Source organism: Janthinobacterium sp. TPC_1 (genome assembly GCF_056037845.1).
The window spans coordinates 2,054,664-2,070,186 of record NZ_CP195157.1; the positions used below are offsets into that span (position 1 = coordinate 2,054,664).

Sequence of the window (15,523 nt, forward strand, 5' to 3'; positions counted from 1 at the left end):
CCATGGACAGCCACATCACCGAAATTCTCAACGTCACGCGCGAAGCGGCATGGCTGCCGTGGGCGGTGCAGTATTTTTTCCTCATCGGCCTCAGTTACGGCAGCTTCATGCTGACCTTGCCGTACTTCGTCTTCGGCCGCAAGGCGTATGAACGCCTGGGACGCATCGCGTTGCTGGCGTCCCTCGTTTGCGGCATGACGGCGCCCGTGGCGCTGCTGGCCGACCTGCACGGACCGGGGCGCTTCTACCATTTCTATATTTACTTCCAGCCGCAGTCGTGGATGTCGTGGGGCTCGTTTTTCATTCCCCTGTATCTGGGCTGCTTGATGCTGTACGCGTGGCTGGCGCTGCGCGTGGACTTCGCCGCGCGGGGGCTGGGCCAGGACCGTCTGGCCTTTGCCTACCGCCTGCTGGGACGTGGCGGCGCCGCATCGCGCAAGGCCATCGTCACCGCCGCCGCCTTCACCTTGCTGGCCGCCTTCGTGGTGGGCCTGTACACGGGCATGGAAGTGATGGTGGTGCGCGCCCGTCCGCTGTGGTTTACGCCTTTCCTGCCGGCGCAATTTGCCGCCACGGCCTTTGTCGGAGCGGTGGGCCTGGCGCTGCTGTTCAACCGCTTCCTGCCGGGCCGCGACCAGGCGCTGGAAGTGTCCTTGAACCGCGCGCTGGCCCTGTCGCTGGCGCTGGTGCTGGCGCTGGGCGGCGGCTGGCTGTTCGTGAGTCTCTCCGGCGTGAGCGCCAGCCACAGCATGGCCTTTACCCAGGTAGCGGGCATGCCGCAATGGCAGTTCACGGCAGTGTGGGCGGTGCTGTCGTCCATCGTGCCGATGGCGCTGGCCATCTGGCGCCCGGCCACGAGTGGCCTGGCCAATGGCCTGATCGCGCTGCACAGCGCCTGGATGATGCGCTGGACGATTTTCATCGGCGGCCAGAACATCCCAAAGACGGGCGGGCCTGTACGACTACCACCTGCCGATGGGGAACGACGGCTTGATGGGGATTATCGGCACGGCGGGCCTGTGGATCGCGCTGCTGTTGCTGATGCTGGAATTTTTGCCATGGGCCGGACGCGTCGTCGCTGCACGCGGCCGTCCCGCCATGGCCACGCACTGAGGAGTCAAAAATGAACGAACGTACACACAACGACGACCGCAACGACGTCCCTGACGATGAAAACGAAAAGCGCCGCAAGCTGCTGCGCTACGGCGCCATCGGCGGCGGCCTGGCCGCCTTTGCCGCCAGCTTTTCCACCACGGCCGGCCGCATGGTCGACCACGCGCTGGGCAAGGACAAACCCGTACAGCGCTTGCACGGCAATTCGCTGGCGCCCGAGTTTTCCGTCGACACGGCCACCGGCAAGCTGACGCTCAATCCGGACCAGCAGGTCAGCTACACCATGTGCATGGGCTGCACCACGTTCTGCGGCGTGCGCGTGCGCCTGGATAAAAAAAAAGCGGCAAGGTCTTGCGCGTGGCGGGCAATCCCTACAGCCCCCTGTCGGCCGACCCGGCGCTGCCCTATCAAACCTCGATACGCGACAGCTTTGTCTCGCTGTCACGCTTCCAGGAAAAGGGCTTAAAGGGACGTTCCACCGCTTGCGGCCGCGGCAACGGGGTGCTGGAACAGATGGAGTCGCCGTTCCGCGTGCTGGCGCCCATGAAGCGCGTGGGACCGCGCGGCGGCGGCCAGTGGGAGCCGATCGCCTTCGATCAGCTGGTGAAGGAAGTGACGGAAGGCGGCGACCTGTTTGGCGAAGGCCATGTGCAGGGTCTGCGCGCCTTGCGCGAGCTGGAAAGACCGATCGATCCGGCGCAGCCGGAACTGGGTCCGCAAGTGAACCAGGTGGGCCTGATGTGCAGCACCGACGATGGCCGCCTGGCGTTCGGCACGCGCTTTTTCAAGCAGTCGTACGGCAGTCTGAACCTGGTCAACCATGGCTCGTATTGCGGCGGTGCTTACCGCAGCGGCTCGGGCGCCATGTTCGGCGACATGAAGAAAATGCCGCACGCAAAAGTGGATCTGGAAAACACGGAATTTTGCATTTTCGTCGGCACGGCGCCCGGCAATGCGGGCAATCCGTTCAAGCGCCAGGGCACGCTGATCGCCAAGGCCCGCTCGGGCAAGCGCGAATTCAGCTACGTCGTCGTCGACCCCGTGCTGACGAATGCGGACAGCCTGGCCGCGGGCGACCGCAGCCGCTGGGTGCCGATCAAGCCGGGCACGGATGGCGCGCTGGCCATGGCGATGATACGCTGGATCATCGAGCACGAACGCTATGACCGCAACTTCCTGGTGCAGCCGAACCTGAAGGTGGCGGAAGCGGCAGGCGAAGCCGCCTGGTGCAACGCCACGCATCTGATCATCAGCGAAAAAGGCCATCCGCGCGACGGCCGCTATCTGCGCGCATCGGACATCGGCGCGGTGGAGCTGGCGGAAGAGGAACGCTACAAGGATGGCGACGCGTTCTGCGTGATCGACGCGGCCACGCAAGCGATCATGCCGCACAACGCCGCCAAGGGCGAGGCGCGCCTGTTCTTTGACGGCCCGCTGGAGGTGGCGGGCGCGCCGCTGCACCTGAAGACGGCCATGACGATGCTGAACGAAGAAGCGCAGCGCCACAGCATGGATGACTATTCCAGCGCCTGCGGCATCCCGCTTGACGTCATCGAAGGCCTGGCGCGGGAACTGACCAGCCATGGCAAGCGCGCCGCCGTCAATGCGCACGGCGGCATGATGTCGGGCGCCGGCTTTTATAACGCGTACGCGCTGGTCATGCTCAATACCCTGATCGGCAACTTGAACCGCAAGGGCGGCACCCTCGTCAACGGCGGCAGCTTCAAGGATGCGGGCCCCGGCCCGCGCTACAACCTCGAGAGTTTCGACGGCGAGATCAAGGCGGCCGGCATGCCCATCGGGCGCAACGTACCGTATGAAAAAACCTCGGAATTCAAGCTGAAGAAGGAAGCGGGCAAGGCCTATCCGGCCAAGGCGCCGTGGTATCCGAACGCGCCCGCGCTGGCCACCGAATGGCTTACCAGCGCCATGAACGGCTATCCCTACACCTTGAAGGCGCTGATCCTGTGGAGCTGCAATCCCGTGTACGGCATCACGGGGCTGCGCGCGCAGATCGGCAAGGAACTGGCCGATCCGAAGAAGATTCCCCTGATCGTCGCCATCGACCCCTTCATCAATGAAAGCTCGGCGTTTGCCGACTACCTGCTGCCCGATACCTTGCTGTATGAAAGCTGGGGCTGGGCCGGCGCCTGGGGCGGCATGCCCGTCAAAATGAGCACGGCGCGCTGGCCCGTGGTCGAACCGCGCGTGCAAAAGACGCCGGACGGCCAGACCATCTGCATGGAATCGTTCTTCATTGCGCTGGCAAAAACGATGGCCTTGCCCGGCTTCGGCCCGGAAGCCCTGCAAGACATGGAGGGCCGGCGCTTCCCCCTGCAGCGCGCGGAAGACTGGTATCTGCGCGGCGGCGCCAACATCGCCTGGCAGGGCAAGACGGGCGTGCCGGAGGCGAGCGACGACGACATCGCGCTGTCCGGTGTGGCGCGCATCCGCCCCGAACTGGAGCGCACCCTGAAGCCGGAAGAGTGGCGCAAGGTGGCCTTCATGCTGGCGCGGGGAGGGCGCTACCAGAGCTATGGCGAGATGTTCGGCCTGCGCCTGCCGCCGCCAGCGAATGCCAAGGCACCGGCGGCTGCCGCACCGGTCGTCGACGAGACGCCGTACCCGCAGGACTGGTCCACGCACCGCTACCTGAAACCGATGATGCTGTACAACGAGGGGCTGGGCGTGAGCAAGAACAGCTTGAGCGGCAAGCGCTTTCCCGGCACGCCCGCGTGGAGGGTGGCGGCTTTCGCCGACGGCACGCCCGTGCGCAAAACCTACCCGGCCAGCGAATGGCCGTTCGAGTTGATCAGTTTTAAATCGGCGCTGCAAAACTCGTACAGCATCGGTGCGCGGCGCTTGCGCGGCATCCATCCGGACAACCCCGTCGCCGTGCATCCCGACGATGCGGCGCGTCTGAAGCTGGAGAATGGCGACCAGATTTACCTGGAAACGCCGGGCGGCAGAGCCAGGGCCACGGTGATGCTGCGCCATGGCGTGCAGCGGGGCGTGATCGCCGTCGAGCACGGCTTCGGCCACAAGGAGCACGGCGCGCGCGCCCACCGCATCGGCAAGCTGCGCCAGCCCGATGAACCGGCCATCGGCGCGGGCATCAACCTGAACGACCTGGGGCTGACGGACCCGAGCCGCGGCGACAAGAACGTGTTCGTCGATCCCGTCTCGGGCACGTCGGTGCGGCAGGGGCTGCCGGCGCGCATCGTGCGGGCCTAGATTTGTCCGCCCGCCATCAGCAGCCGGGCTACCTCGGCTGCTGAATGCAGGCCCAGTTTTTCCATCGCGTTATGGCGGTGCACCTGCACCGTCTTGTCGCTGATACCCAGTTCGCGGGCGATGACTTTCGAGGCCTTGCCTTCGGCCATCAGCAGCGCCACTTCGCGCTCGCGCGCGGTGAGCCGGGCCAGCGCCGTTTGCGCCGTATTCGCGCTGGCGGCGCTGCGGCTTTCTTCCACGCTGCGGGCCACGGCCCGGCTGACGGCATCGAGCAGCACCTGATCCTTGCAGGGTTTTTCCAAAAAATCGCAGGCGCCCGCCTTCATCGTCTGCACGGCCATGGCCAGGTCGCCGTGGCCGCTGAGGAAAATCACGGGCAGCGATATGGCGTGTCCGGTCCTGTTATTCAACTCCTGCTGCAGTTCCAGCCCGCTCATCAGCGGCATGCGCACGTCGAGCAGCAGGCAGCCCGGCACATGGCCATCGTAGCGCTGCAGGAAGTCGCGCGCCGATTCGAACGTCTGCACTTGCCAGCCGGCCGAATCGAACAGATAGGCCAGCGAGCGGCGCATGGCGGCGTCGTCGTCGACGACAAAGATGATCGCATCGCTTTCGTTCATGGTGTTTCCTTATCTGCTTCCATATGCGTATCTTCGGGGAGGCGGAACCAGACCGTCAAGCCTGGCGCATCGGCGTTGGCATGGGCCGACAGGCTGCCGCCGAACGACTCGATGATGCTTTTGCTGAGTGACATGCCCAGCCCCAGGCCTTCGGCCTTGGTGGTAAAAAACGGTTCGAACAGGCGCGCCATTTGCGCCGCATCGAGGCCGCAGCCGGCGTCGCGCACGGCCACCGTGCAGGCGCCGTTCTCCCGGTGCAGCAGCACGCCGATCGGGTGCTGCGGATGGTCGTTTTCCACCTGCGCGTCGAGCGCATTTTTCAATAAATTGAGCAGCACCTGCTGCACTTGCTGCGGGTCGGCCAGCACGCGCGGTGCCGCACTGACCGCCTCGTGGCGCCAGCTGATGTTCGCTTGCGGATGGGCCGCGCGGAACAGCGATACCGCTTGCTCCACGGCGTCGGCCAGGGCGAAGGCCGTGCTGTGCGCGGGACGCTTTTGCGCCATCGCGCGGATGTGGCGGATGATGGCGCCGGCGCGCTCGCTTTGCGTGGCGATTTCCTGCGCGCCATCGAGCAGGGGCGCCGCATCGAGCCGCCCCGCCGTGATGCGGCGCGCCATGCCGCGCGCGAAATTGCCGATGGCCGCCAGCGGCTGGTTCAATTCGTGCGCGATGGCGCTGGCCATCTCGCCCAGGATGGCCAGGCGCGCCGTGTGGTCGAGCGTGGCCTGGCGCTGGCGCGCCTGTTCCTCCAGCGCGCGCTGCTGGTGCTGGGCCGCGCGCAATTGCTCCGTGCGCCGGCTGACCAGGTATTCCACGCGCACCGTATGCACGGCCCAGGCCACCAGCAAGGCCAGTACCAGCAGCATCCAGCCCCAGTAGCGGCGCAGGGCCGTCTCGAACGTCAGCTTGTTCAAATAGGCGTAGGGGCCGATGCGCAGTTCGCGGAACAGTTCATCGACGATCTGGTAATCGCTGGGCACCGTCCAGCTGTAGCCTTCGCTGGTGCGCGGCATGGCCAGCAGGGCCTGCGCCACTTTTTTCGCCAGCGCTGGCGGCGTCTGGCGCAGGGCCACGAAGGGCCAGTCCGGATACAGCCGCGATGAGCTGGCGCAGCGAAAACCGGGAATCGGGCGCGTGGTGATCACGCGCAGTTCCTCGGCCCGCACTTCGCCGCTTGCCACCATCTGTTCCAGCAAACAGGTGCGCACAATGCCGGCATCCATGTGGCCCGCGCGCACGGCCTCGACGATCTGCTGCGAGGGGAAACCGCTGTAGCGCAGGCTGGCAAAATCGTGCGTGGGATCGATGCCCGCTTCCTGCAGTTCGCGCGCGGCGATCTGGTAGCCGCCAAACGCATCGGGCGCCACCGCCATCACGTTCTTGCCCGCCAGGTCGGCCAGGTCGTGCAGCGGCGACGCGCTGCGCACGACGATGGCCGAGCCGATGGCCTGGCGCGGCGAGTCCGTCCACGGCGACTCAGCGTGGCGATGCGGCTGGCGCCGTCGCTGTGTTCGAGCGCCACGTAGTGGCCGCTGCTGGTGATGGCAAAGGCGATGGCCTGCGACTGCACGGCGCGCGTCAGGCCCGCCTGGTCGTAGTCGGCCAGGATGAAACGGATGCCGGGAATGCTCGCCTGCAGGTGGCGCGTCACGTACGACCAGTCCTGCTGCACGGCGTCGCCGCCCTTGTAGGCCAGCACGCCTATTCTCACCTCTGGCACTTCCGGCAGTTCGTCAGCCGCCTGCGCGCCGTGCAGACACAGCGCCGCCAGCGCGAACAGTAAAAAACGCCGCACTAGAACATGCTGCGCTGCGCCGAACGCGCATCGCCGAACAGATCCAGCAGCAGTTTCTTGATCGGTGCGGGCAGCGGCGCATCGGCGATCTTCGCACCGTCGTACCAGACGTGCGTCGCTTCCCCTGCCAGCGCCAAGCGGCGTGCCAGGGTGATGCGGCAGGGGACGATGTGCAGCTTGTAGTGGGTAAACATGTGCACGATGGGCAGCAAGCGCTCCTGCGTTTCGATTGCGCCGAACGGCGCCACGGCGCGCGCCAGCGCCTCCTGGCTTATCTCGCGCGGTGCGTCTTCATCTGCCAGCATATGGCCGTCGAGTTCGGGCAGCGACAGCAGGCCGCCCCAGATACCGGAACCGGGGCGTTGCTCCAGCAGCACCTGGCCGTCGTCGATGATAGCCAGCATGACGGCGTGTTTTTCCGGGCTGGTTTTCTTCGGTTTGCGTACTGGCAGATCCTTGGTGCGGCCGGTGGCGTAGGCCACGCAGCGCGGCTGCAGCGGGCAGCGGCCGCAATCGGGGCTGCTGCGCGTGCACAGGGTGGCGCCGAAGTCCATCAGGCCCTGCGTGTAGGCTTCGATACCGGTTTCAGGCAGCAGCGCCTCGGCGCGGCGCCACATGGCTTCCTCGACCCGTTTTTCGCCGGGATAGGCATCGATACCGAAGGTGCGCGCAAACACGCGCTTGACGTTGCCGTCCATGATGGCCGCGCGGGTGCCGCTGGAAAACGCGGAGATGGCGGCCGCCGTCGAGCGGCCGATGCCGGGCAGGTCGGCCAGTAGCAGCGGGTCGCTGGGGAACACGCCGTCATACTCGGCCACCACGCGCTGCGCGCACTTGTGCAGGTTGCGCGCCCGCGTGTAGTAACCGAGGCCGCTCCACTGCGCCATCACGTCTTCCACCGGCGCGCCAGCGAGGTCGCGCAGGGTGGGGAAGCGTTCGAGGAAGCGCGCGTAGTAGCCGAGTACGGCCGTCACCTGCGTTTGCTGCAGCATGATTTCGGACAGCCAGATCAGGTAGGCGTCGCGCGTGTTTTGCCATGGCAGCGCGTGGCGGCCATGCTGCTTTTGCCAGGCGATGACGGTGGCGGAAAAAGTCGGGTCGATATAGTCTTCCAGGGGTGCCGCGCCCGTGGCGGGCGAGAGCGGATGCAGCAGACGTTTCATGCAGGATTCCAGTGTTGTATTCAGTGCGTAGGGTTCATGCGGCGCTGGCTGCGCGCAAGGCGGCCAGCAATTGCGCCAGCTGCGCCTTGTCGCGTTCGAGCGCCGCCAGGCTGGCCTCGAAGCCGGCGATTTTCTGTTCCAGACTGCCCGTGGCGTCGTGGATGCGCTGGATCGAGGCAAAGCGCAGTTTCAGCTGTTCCTTGTACTCGACGATCTGCGCCTCGAGCGGCGCCATGATGACTTTCAGCCAGGCGCTGGCGTCGTCGTTGGCGTTGGTGAAACTGCGGCGCACGCGCGAGGCGATGGTGTCGAAGAATTTTTCCATCAGCACGACCCGGCTGGTGGTCAGCAGGGTCGCCGTGCCAAACTGTTTGTGGTAGACGGCTTCGATGTCGGCGATCTCCTGGCGGTAGCGGGCCAGCGAAAAGGGCATCGGCAAGGCCAGCGCCAGGCCATGTTCGGAGGCGAATTTGCGGTACATCACGTTCATCATTTCCGTGATCTCGGCCGTCTTGCCTTCCGAGCGGTCGAGGTTCTGGCCGATGCGCTCGAAATACTGGCGCACGGCTTCGCGCAGGCCCGTGAAAAAGCGGCTGCGCTGCATGGCGGCGCGCACGCCGTCGATATCGTCGCGCACGATGTCCATGCCCAGGCTCGTGTACAGTTCCGTCGACAGGCGGGTAAATACGGCGCGCGTGGCCTGCAGCTTGAACAGGCTGCTGTCGAATTCCTTCTTCTCGATATCGACGCGCCGCATCATGTGCGCGATCACGCTCTGGTTCTTGCCGCGCAGGCTGTGCAGCTCGTGCAGCTGCTCGGCGATGCCGCGCGCGCGGGCCGCCGCCTGTACCTGCTGCGCCGCTTCGATGGCGTCCAGGTCGAACGCCAGCTGGCGCCGGATGATGTCCTTGCGCGCGGGGATCAGCTCCTCGAACAGGGCCGTCTCCAGCGCCTGCAGGCGGCTCTTTTCCAGCAGCGCCGCATCGTGGTTGATCTTGCCCACCAGGGCCTTCTGCGCCGAGACGGGAAACACCTGGCCCGCGTCCAGCGTCAACAGGTGCGCCACGCTGGCCTGCTGGCGTTCGATCGCCTGCGCCACCTCGGCATCGCCCCGCAATTCATCCCACATGCTGTCGATCTTGTTGAGCACCACCAGGCGCCCCGCACCGGCGCCGATATGGTTGCGCCAGACCTCGATGTCGCTGCGCGTGACGCCCGTGTCGGCCGCCAGGATGAACAGCACCGCGTGCGCATTCGGGATCAGGTTCAGGGTCAGTTCCGGTTCCGTGCCGATGGCGTTCAGGCCGGGCGTGTCGAGGATCACCAGGCCCTGTTTCAGCAGCGGATGGGGGAAGTTGATGATGGCGTGGCGCCACATGGAGATTTCCACCTGGCCGTCTTCGTCGAGCATGGCGGGAGCGTCGGCGTCGTCGGCGTCGTACAGGCCGTAGCGCGCCGCTTCTTCCACGCTGACTTTTTTCGTCAGGCTGACCTGGCGGATGGCTTCCTGCATGTCGTCGCCCGCCTCGATATTCAGGGGCAGGACGGTCCAGGCGGCGGGCAGGTCGCGGTAGTCGCTGGTTGACAGGTTCTGCGCGCGCGTCTCGATGGGCAGCAGCCGGATCGATGGCGGCCAGGCGGCGTCGTACAGCAGCTCGGTGGGACACATGGTCGTGCGGCCCGCGCCCGAGGGCAGGATGCGCTGGCCATAGCCGGCAAAGAAGATGGCGTTGATCAGCTCGGATTTGCCGCGCGAGAATTCCGCCACGAAGGCGACAGATAAACGGTCATCGAGCAGGCGGGAGCCACAGCGCGCCAGGCGTAGCGCGGAGGCGCCGTCGACCAGGCCCGCCGCGCTGGCGGCTTGCCGGTAAGCCTGCAAGGCGGCCTGCACGTCCTGGCGCCATGCGCTGTATTGTTCCAAGTCTCTGACCATCTGGCTCCCTCTGTGAGTGTGCTTACTTTTGACAATTCACGCAGTAGAACGTGGAACGCTGTCCCTGCACGATTTGCCGGACCGGCGCGCCGCAGACGCGGCAGGGCTTGCCCGCGCGGTTGTACGTGAAATACGTCTGCTGGAAGTAGCCGGACTGGCCGTTCACGCCGATGAAGTCGCGCAGGGTGCTGCCGCCTTGCATGATGGCTTCGGCCAGCACGTCGCGGATCGCCTGCGCCAGTTTCTCATAGCGGGCCAGGCCGATGCGCCGGGCCGGCGTCTTCGGGTTGATCCCCGCGCGGAACAGGCTTTCGGAACAATAGATATTGCCCACGCCGACGACGAGGTCGCCCGCCATCAGCACCTGCTTGATGTTGGTGCTCTTGTTGCGCGTTTTTTCGAACAGCAGCTGGCCCGTGAAGCCGCCTTCCAGCGGTTCCGTGCCCAGGCCGCGCAGCAGCGCGTGGCCGTCCAGCGGGCCATCGGCCTCGTCGTGCCACAGCACGGCGCCGAAGCGGCGCGGGTCCGTCATGCGCAGCACCTGGCTGCCGCCGTCCGCGTCCTCCACGACGAGGTCGAAATGGTCGTGCTTTTGCGCCTGCGTCCCCGTCGGCAGCACGCGCAAGTGGCCCGACATGCCCAGGTGGATGATCAGGGTGCCGTGGCGGAAGTGGATCAGCAGGTATTTGCCGCGCCGCCCCGTCAGGCCGATGGTTTGCCCCGACAATTGTTCGCCCAGGGCAGGGGGGAAGGGCCAGCGCAGGCCGTCGCGGCGCAGCACGACGGCGCGCACGGCGCGCCCTTCGATGTGGGGCGCGACACCGCGCCGTGTGACTTCGACTTCTGGCAATTCTGGCATAGGACTCGAATGGTGGAAAACCGGGTAAAAAACAGGCGGCTTGCGGGCCGAGGGCTGGCTCTGGCACGCTACGCCGACGCGACGTATATATTTCGTTACATACGTGAAGTACGCGATAGCCGCGTTGGGCGTAGAATCAAACTTTGCCGTTTAGCCAGGATCAGCCTTTGAAAAACGCTTTCGCCATTGTAACCTTGTCCGCCCTGATGGCCACGCATGCCATGGCGCAGACGCCTGTTGCCCCTGCCGATGCCGCGGCCAGCCCTTCTGCGGCCGCGCCCGCCGCGCCGCAGGAGCCGGACGGCTTGCCCAAGGTCGAGTTGAGCAGCGATTTGCTGTACAAGCTGACGAAGGCTGAAATGGAATTCAAGAGCGGCCAGTGGCAAGGGCCGTACGTGACGATGATGGTGGCGGCGCAGCAGACGCGCGATCCACGCCTGGCGCGGCGCGCTTCCGAAATGGCACTGGCCGCCAAGCAGGGCGGCGAGGCGCTGGCGGCCATCCGCCTGTGGCGCGAGCTGGCGCCCGACTCGGACGAGGCGACGCAGTTCTTCCTCGGTTTCGTCGTCCTGACGGACAAGATCGAGGAAGCGGAACCGATTTTTGCCGAACGCCTGGCCAATGCGCCGGCGGGCGCACGGGGCGTGGCCCTCTTCCAGATGCAGCAGATTTTGTCGCGCTCGAATGACAAGCTGTACGCCTATTCGATGCTGACGCGCCTGTGCAGCCTTACCTGGACATGTTCGAAGCGCATCTGGTGCTGGCGCAGGGCGCCTTGTCGCTCGGCGAGCGTGACCGCGCCATCGGTGAAGCGAACAAGGCGCTGGCGATCAAGCCCAACTCCGAGCTGGCCGCGCTGACCCTGGCGCAGGTGACGGGCGAGCCCGAGGCGGCGGGCAAGGTGCTGGCCGCTTTCCTGCAAAAGAATCCGGACGCCGTCGAAGTGCGCGGCGCATACGCGCGCCTGCTGGTCGAACAAAAACAGCTGGAGCCGGCGCGCGAGCAGTTCCAGCTGCTGCTGAAAAGCGCGCCCGATAACCTGGGCGCCCTGTACGCGCTCGGTATCGTGGCGCTGCAGCTGGAAGACACCAAGGGCGCGGAGCAGTATTTCAAGCGCTTCCTGGCCGTGCTCGACAAATCCCCCGGCGACACGCGCGATCCATTCAAGGCCCTGATGATTTTGTCGCAGATCGCCGAGACGCGCGGCGACACGGCCGGCGCCCATCGCCTGGCTGGACAAGGTCGACAACAGCGCATCAAGCGGTTATGTCGAGGCGCGCTTGCGGCGCGCCCAGCTGATCGCCCGTGGCGGCAATCTCGATGCGGCGCGCAAGGCGCTGACGGAAATCGAAACGGATGATCCGGCAAGCCAGGCGCAGGTGCTGCTGGTCGACGCGCAGTTCCTGCGCGACGCTGGCTACGTGCAAAGCGCGTACACGGTGCTGGAAAACGCCTTGCTGCGCTTCCCCGACAATCCGGAGCTGCTGTACGACTATGCCTTGCTGGCCGAGCGTCTCGACAAGCTGGACCTGATGGAGGCCAGCCTGCGCCGCGTGATGGCGCTGGCGCCCGACAACCAGCATGCATATAACGCCCTGGGCTACTCGCTGGCCGAACGCGGCATCCGCCTGCAGGAAGCCCATGCGCTGATCGAAAAAGCCTTGCGGATGGCGCCGGGCGACCCTTTCATCATGGACAGCATGGGCTGGGTGCAGTTCCGCATGGGCAACCTGGCCGCCGCGGAAAACGCGCTGCGCCGCGCCTATGCCGTGCGCAGCGATCCGGAAATCGCCGTCCACCTGGGCGAAGTGCTGTGGCAGAAGGGCGACAAGGCCGAAGCGCAAAAGCTGTGGCGCGAGGCGCAAGGCAAGGACCCGAAAAACGACGCGCTGAAAAGCACTTTGGCGCGCCTGAATGTCAGTCTGTGATTGAATCGATTAACTCAACTATAAAAAACCAGCGCCATGGCGCTGGTTTTTCCTTGTGCCCATGTTAAAAAAACTCCTCCCCCTGGCTCTCGTCTGCCTGTCCCTCTCGGCCTGCTCGACCCTGAGCTCCCCATTCTCGTCCGGCGCCGCGCCATCCGCTACTACCGTCGCGCCCTACCGCGAACAGGTGGAGCTGACGGGCCGCCTGAACGTCGTGTACCAGAAGGATGACAAGCCCGAATCGGCCACCGTCAATTTCAACTGGCAGCAGACGGCGCAGCGCACGGACGTGACCCTGTATACGCCCGTCGGCAGCACGCTGGCGACGATCGCCGTCACGCCGCAAGAGGCCGTGCTGACGCAGAGCGGCAAGGCGCCGCGCAGCGCGCCCGACGTCGATACTCTGAGCGCGCAGCTGCTGGGCTGGTCCCTGCCCGTGTCGGGCTTGCGCGACTGGCTGCAAGGCTATGCCGTGGGCGCCGATGGCAAGCATTTCATCGCTTCGCCGGCCAACGACAGCGTGACGACCAAAGATGGCTGGCGCTTGCGCTATGTGTCGTGGCAAGAAATAGGGCAAAATGCGGCCGACAATACACCGGGCGCCTTGCCCCAACCGCGGCGTATCGATGCCGAACGCAATGCCAGCGCGCAGGCCGATGCCGTCTCGCTGCGCATCGTGCTCGATCCCGCCCCATCGGCTCAAGCACAATGACGTTGACGACCCTGAACAATTGCCCGGCTCCGGCCAAGCTGAACCTCTTTTTGCACGTCAACGGCCGCCGCGCCGATGGTACCATCTGCTGCAGACGGTGTTCCAGTTGCTCGACCATGGCGACACCCTGCACTTCGCGCTACGCGACGACACGGCGATTGTCCGCGTGACGGAGCTGGCTGGCGTGCCGCAGGAGCAGGACCTGATCATCCGCGCCGCCAGGCTGCTGCAGGCCGACGTGCTGCGCCGCACGGGCGCCTTGCCGCGCGGCGTCGATATCGCCATCGACAAGGTGCTGCCCATGGGCGGCGGCCTCGGCGGCGGCTCGTCCGATGCGGCCACGGCGCTGATGGCGCTGAACCGTTTGTGGCAGGCCGGCTTGACGCGCGAGGAACTGATGGCGCTGGGCTTGCCGCTGGGCGCCGATATCCCGTTTTTCATCTTTGGCGAAAACGCCTTTGCCGAAGGCGTGGGCGAGGCCTTGCAGCCAGTCGCCACGCCCGCATGCTGGTATGTGGTGATCGAGCCGGGCGTGCAAGTGCCCACCGCCGCAATTTTTTGCGCGGAAGGCTTGACGAGGAATACCGAACCCGTCACAATAGCGGACTTTTCCAGGTGCCTCGCAGAAGGAAACGATGCGGGCGGGTTTGGAAAGAATGATTTACAGCAAGTAGCATGTAGTCTTTTCAAGCCGGTAGCAGATGCGGTAGAATGGCTGGGTGCTTACGGTGAAGCCAGGATGACTGGTTCCGGTGCTTGTGTGTTTAGTGCGTTTGGCAGTCAGGAAGAAGCGGATGCGGTGCTCAGCAATGTGCCACCAGTCTGGATCGCCTGGAAGGCAAAAGCGCTGAATCGCCACCCGATGCTCACCATGTTGTAAAGAGCAAAAAAAGATTTTGCTTAGCGTCAAAAAGTCGGTATAATACTGGCCAACATGACGGCAAGCAGTCAGTAACGTAGGGGAATCGCCAAGCTGGTTAAGGCACTGGATTTTGATTCCAGCATGCGAAGGTTCGAATCCTTCTTCCCCTGCCACCATTTCACCGTAGTCTGTCGATGCGAAGTTGGCGTCCAGTGCGGGAAAAAAGCAGATATGCCGCCACGCGGCATATTCTAAACAATGACTGACCGGGCCTATGCCCGGTTAGTGCTTTTCAAGACTTCTATATCACCTCTTGGGACTCCCATGGCTTACGAAAACCTGATGGTTTTTACCGGCAACGCGAATCCAGCGTTGGCAGAGGGGGTCGCAAAAAACCTCGGCATCCCTCTCGGTAAAGCAAACGTTTCGAAATTCTCCGACGGCGAAGTAATGGTCGAGATTAACGAAAACGTGCGCGGCAAGGATGTTTTTGTTTTGCAATCCACCTGTGCTCCAACCAACGACAGTCTGATGGAAATCATGCTGATGGTTGATGCCTTGAAACGTGCTTCCGCCGGCCGCATCACTGCCGCGATTCCTTACTTCGGCTACGCCCGCCAAGACCGTCGTCCACGCTCCGCGCGTGTGGCGATTTCGGCCAAGGTGGTGGCGAACATGCTGGAAGAAGCCGGTGTCGAGCGCGTCCTGATCATGGACTTGCACGCTGACCAGATTCAAGGTTTCTTCGATATCCCAGTCGACAATATTTACGCTTCGCCAATTTTGCTGGGCGACCTGCAAAAGAAAAACTACCAGGATCTGCTGGTGGTGTCGCCGGACGTCGGCGGTGTGGTACGTGCGCGCGCCCTGGCCAAACGCCTGGGCTGCGACCTGGCCATCATCGACAAGCGTCGTCCAAAAGCGAACGTGTCCGAAGTGATGAACATCATCGGTGAAGTCGAAGGCCGCAACTGCGTGATCATGGATGACATGGTCGACACGGCAGGCACCCTGACCAAGGCTGCCGAAGTGCTCAAAGAGCGTGGCGCGAAAAAAGTCGTGGCGTATTGCACGCACGCGGTGCTGTCGGGCCCGGCGATCGACCGTATTTCGGCCTCGCCACTCGATGAGCTGGTCGTGACCGATACGATCCCCCTGTCCGAAGCGGCCCTGGCCTGCGGCAAGATCCGTCAATTGACGTGCGCGCCGTTGCTGGCCGAGACGTTCAAACGCATCATCAAGGGTGATTCGGTTATCTCGCTGTTTATTGACTAAATAGCGTAGTAGTAAAAGACGTA

11 protein-coding genes, 1 tRNA gene and 2 pseudogenes are annotated in these 15,523 nt (G+C 64.6%); 8 read left to right on the plus strand and 6 right to left on the minus strand.

Going from position 1 to position 15,523, the window contains the following annotated elements; all coding sequences use genetic code 11:
- Positions 1-2: 2 nt before the first annotated feature.
- Genes nrfD through ACQVLG_RS10060 form a run of 3 tightly spaced genes read left to right on the plus strand, consistent with a single transcriptional unit; the run spans position 3 to position 4,347 of the window.
- Positions 3-1,127, plus strand: coding sequence for an NrfD/PsrC family molybdoenzyme membrane anchor subunit (nrfD, locus tag ACQVLG_RS10050; RefSeq protein WP_474294288.1), 1,125 nt, complete (start codon positions 3-5; stop codon positions 1,125-1,127).
- The gene (locus ACQVLG_RS10055; protein WP_474294290.1) at positions 1,124-1,579 is read left to right on the plus strand and encodes a hypothetical protein; all 456 of its coding nucleotides are present in this window, start codon (positions 1,124-1,126) and stop codon (positions 1,577-1,579) included. The genes nrfD and ACQVLG_RS10055 overlap by 4 nt, the downstream gene beginning before the upstream one ends.
- Positions 1,471-4,347, plus strand: a complete 2,877-nt coding sequence (locus ACQVLG_RS10060; RefSeq protein ID WP_474294292.1) for a molybdopterin dinucleotide binding domain-containing protein — start codon at positions 1,471-1,473, stop codon at positions 4,345-4,347. The genes ACQVLG_RS10055 and ACQVLG_RS10060 overlap by 109 nt, the downstream gene beginning before the upstream one ends.
- On the opposite strand, the gene ACQVLG_RS10065 is transcribed toward ACQVLG_RS10060, so the two are convergent.
- The 6 genes from ACQVLG_RS10065 to mutM are packed head-to-tail and all read right to left on the minus strand — an operon-like array spanning position 4,344 to position 10,723.
- Positions 4,344-4,967, minus strand: a complete 624-nt coding sequence (locus ACQVLG_RS10065; RefSeq protein WP_070292342.1) for a response regulator transcription factor — start codon at positions 4,965-4,967, stop codon at positions 4,344-4,346. The genes ACQVLG_RS10060 and ACQVLG_RS10065 overlap by 4 nt on opposite strands.
- A complete protein-coding gene (locus ACQVLG_RS10070) occupies positions 4,964-6,397 on the minus strand; it encodes a sensor histidine kinase (protein WP_474294294.1) in 1,434 nt (477 codons plus the stop codon). Before ACQVLG_RS10070 ends, ACQVLG_RS10065 begins: the two co-directional genes overlap by 4 nt.
- Positions 6,343-6,765 carry a hypothetical protein gene (locus tag ACQVLG_RS10075; RefSeq protein WP_474294296.1) on the minus strand — a complete coding sequence of 141 codons (423 nt, stop codon included), beginning with the start codon at positions 6,763-6,765 and terminating at the stop codon, positions 6,343-6,345. Before ACQVLG_RS10075 ends, ACQVLG_RS10070 begins: the two co-directional genes overlap by 55 nt.
- A complete protein-coding gene (mutY, locus tag ACQVLG_RS10080; protein WP_474294298.1) occupies positions 6,765-7,928 on the minus strand; it encodes an A/G-specific adenine glycosylase in 1,164 nt (387 codons plus the stop codon). The genes ACQVLG_RS10075 and mutY overlap by 1 nt, the downstream gene beginning before the upstream one ends.
- A gap of 34 nt (positions 7,929-7,962) precedes the next feature.
- Complete coding sequence (locus ACQVLG_RS10085) at positions 7,963-9,864, minus strand: dynamin family protein (protein WP_474294300.1); 1,902 nt, start codon at positions 9,862-9,864, stop codon at positions 7,963-7,965.
- A gap of 22 nt (positions 9,865-9,886) precedes the next feature.
- Positions 9,887-10,723 carry a bifunctional DNA-formamidopyrimidine glycosylase/DNA-(apurinic or apyrimidinic site) lyase gene (mutM, locus tag ACQVLG_RS10090; protein ID WP_474294302.1) on the minus strand — a complete coding sequence of 279 codons (837 nt, stop codon included), beginning with the start codon at positions 10,721-10,723 and terminating at the stop codon, positions 9,887-9,889.
- Positions 10,724-10,890: 167 nt separating this feature from the next.
- On the opposite strand from mutM, the pseudogene ACQVLG_RS10095 reads away from it, so the two are divergent.
- The 5 genes and pseudogenes from ACQVLG_RS10095 (at position 10,891) to ACQVLG_RS10115 (ending at position 15,500) form a co-directional block, all read left to right on the plus strand.
- Positions 10,891-12,651: pseudogene (locus ACQVLG_RS10095) on the plus strand (tetratricopeptide repeat protein).
- 61 nt (positions 12,652-12,712) lie between these two features.
- On the plus strand, positions 12,713-13,363 hold the full coding sequence (locus ACQVLG_RS10100) for an outer membrane lipoprotein LolB (protein ID WP_474294304.1): 651 nt from the start codon (positions 12,713-12,715) through the stop codon (positions 13,361-13,363).
- A pseudogene (gene ispE, locus ACQVLG_RS10105) lies at positions 13,360-14,243 on the plus strand (4-(cytidine 5'-diphospho)-2-C-methyl-D-erythritol kinase). The gene ACQVLG_RS10100 and the pseudogene ispE overlap by 4 nt, the downstream one beginning before the upstream one ends.
- A gap of 78 nt (positions 14,244-14,321) precedes the next feature.
- Positions 14,322-14,398 (plus strand) — tRNA-Gln (locus tag ACQVLG_RS10110).
- Positions 14,399-14,549: 151 nt separating this feature from the next.
- The gene (locus tag ACQVLG_RS10115) at positions 14,550-15,500 is read left to right on the plus strand and encodes a ribose-phosphate pyrophosphokinase (RefSeq protein ID WP_034753270.1); all 951 of its coding nucleotides are present in this window, start codon (positions 14,550-14,552) and stop codon (positions 15,498-15,500) included.
- The last annotated feature ends 23 nt before the right edge of the window (positions 15,501-15,523 follow it).

Excerpts from the sequence above, each read along its gene's own strand:
- nrfD (WP_474294288.1), top strand. The coding sequence starts at position 3 with ATGGACAGCCACATCACCGAAATTCTCAACGTCACGCGCGAAGCGGCA.
- ACQVLG_RS10055 (WP_474294290.1), top strand. The coding sequence starts at position 1,124 with ATGAACGAACGTACACACAACGACGACCGCAACGACGTCCCTGACGAT.
- ACQVLG_RS10065 (WP_070292342.1), bottom strand. The coding sequence starts at position 4,967 with ATGAACGAAAGCGATGCGATCATCTTTGTCGTCGACGACGACGCCGCC.
- mutY (WP_474294298.1), bottom strand. The coding sequence starts at position 7,928 with ATGAAACGTCTGCTGCATCCGCTCTCGCCCGCCACGGGCGCGGCACCC.
- ACQVLG_RS10085 (WP_474294300.1), bottom strand. The coding sequence starts at position 9,864 with ATGGTCAGAGACTTGGAACAATACAGCGCATGGCGCCAGGACGTGCAG.
- mutM (WP_474294302.1), bottom strand. The coding sequence starts at position 10,723 with ATGCCAGAATTGCCAGAAGTCGAAGTCACACGGCGCGGTGTCGCGCCC.
- ACQVLG_RS10100 (WP_474294304.1), top strand. The coding sequence starts at position 12,713 with ATGTTAAAAAAACTCCTCCCCCTGGCTCTCGTCTGCCTGTCCCTCTCG.
- ACQVLG_RS10115 (WP_034753270.1), top strand. The coding sequence starts at position 14,550 with ATGGCTTACGAAAACCTGATGGTTTTTACCGGCAACGCGAATCCAGCG.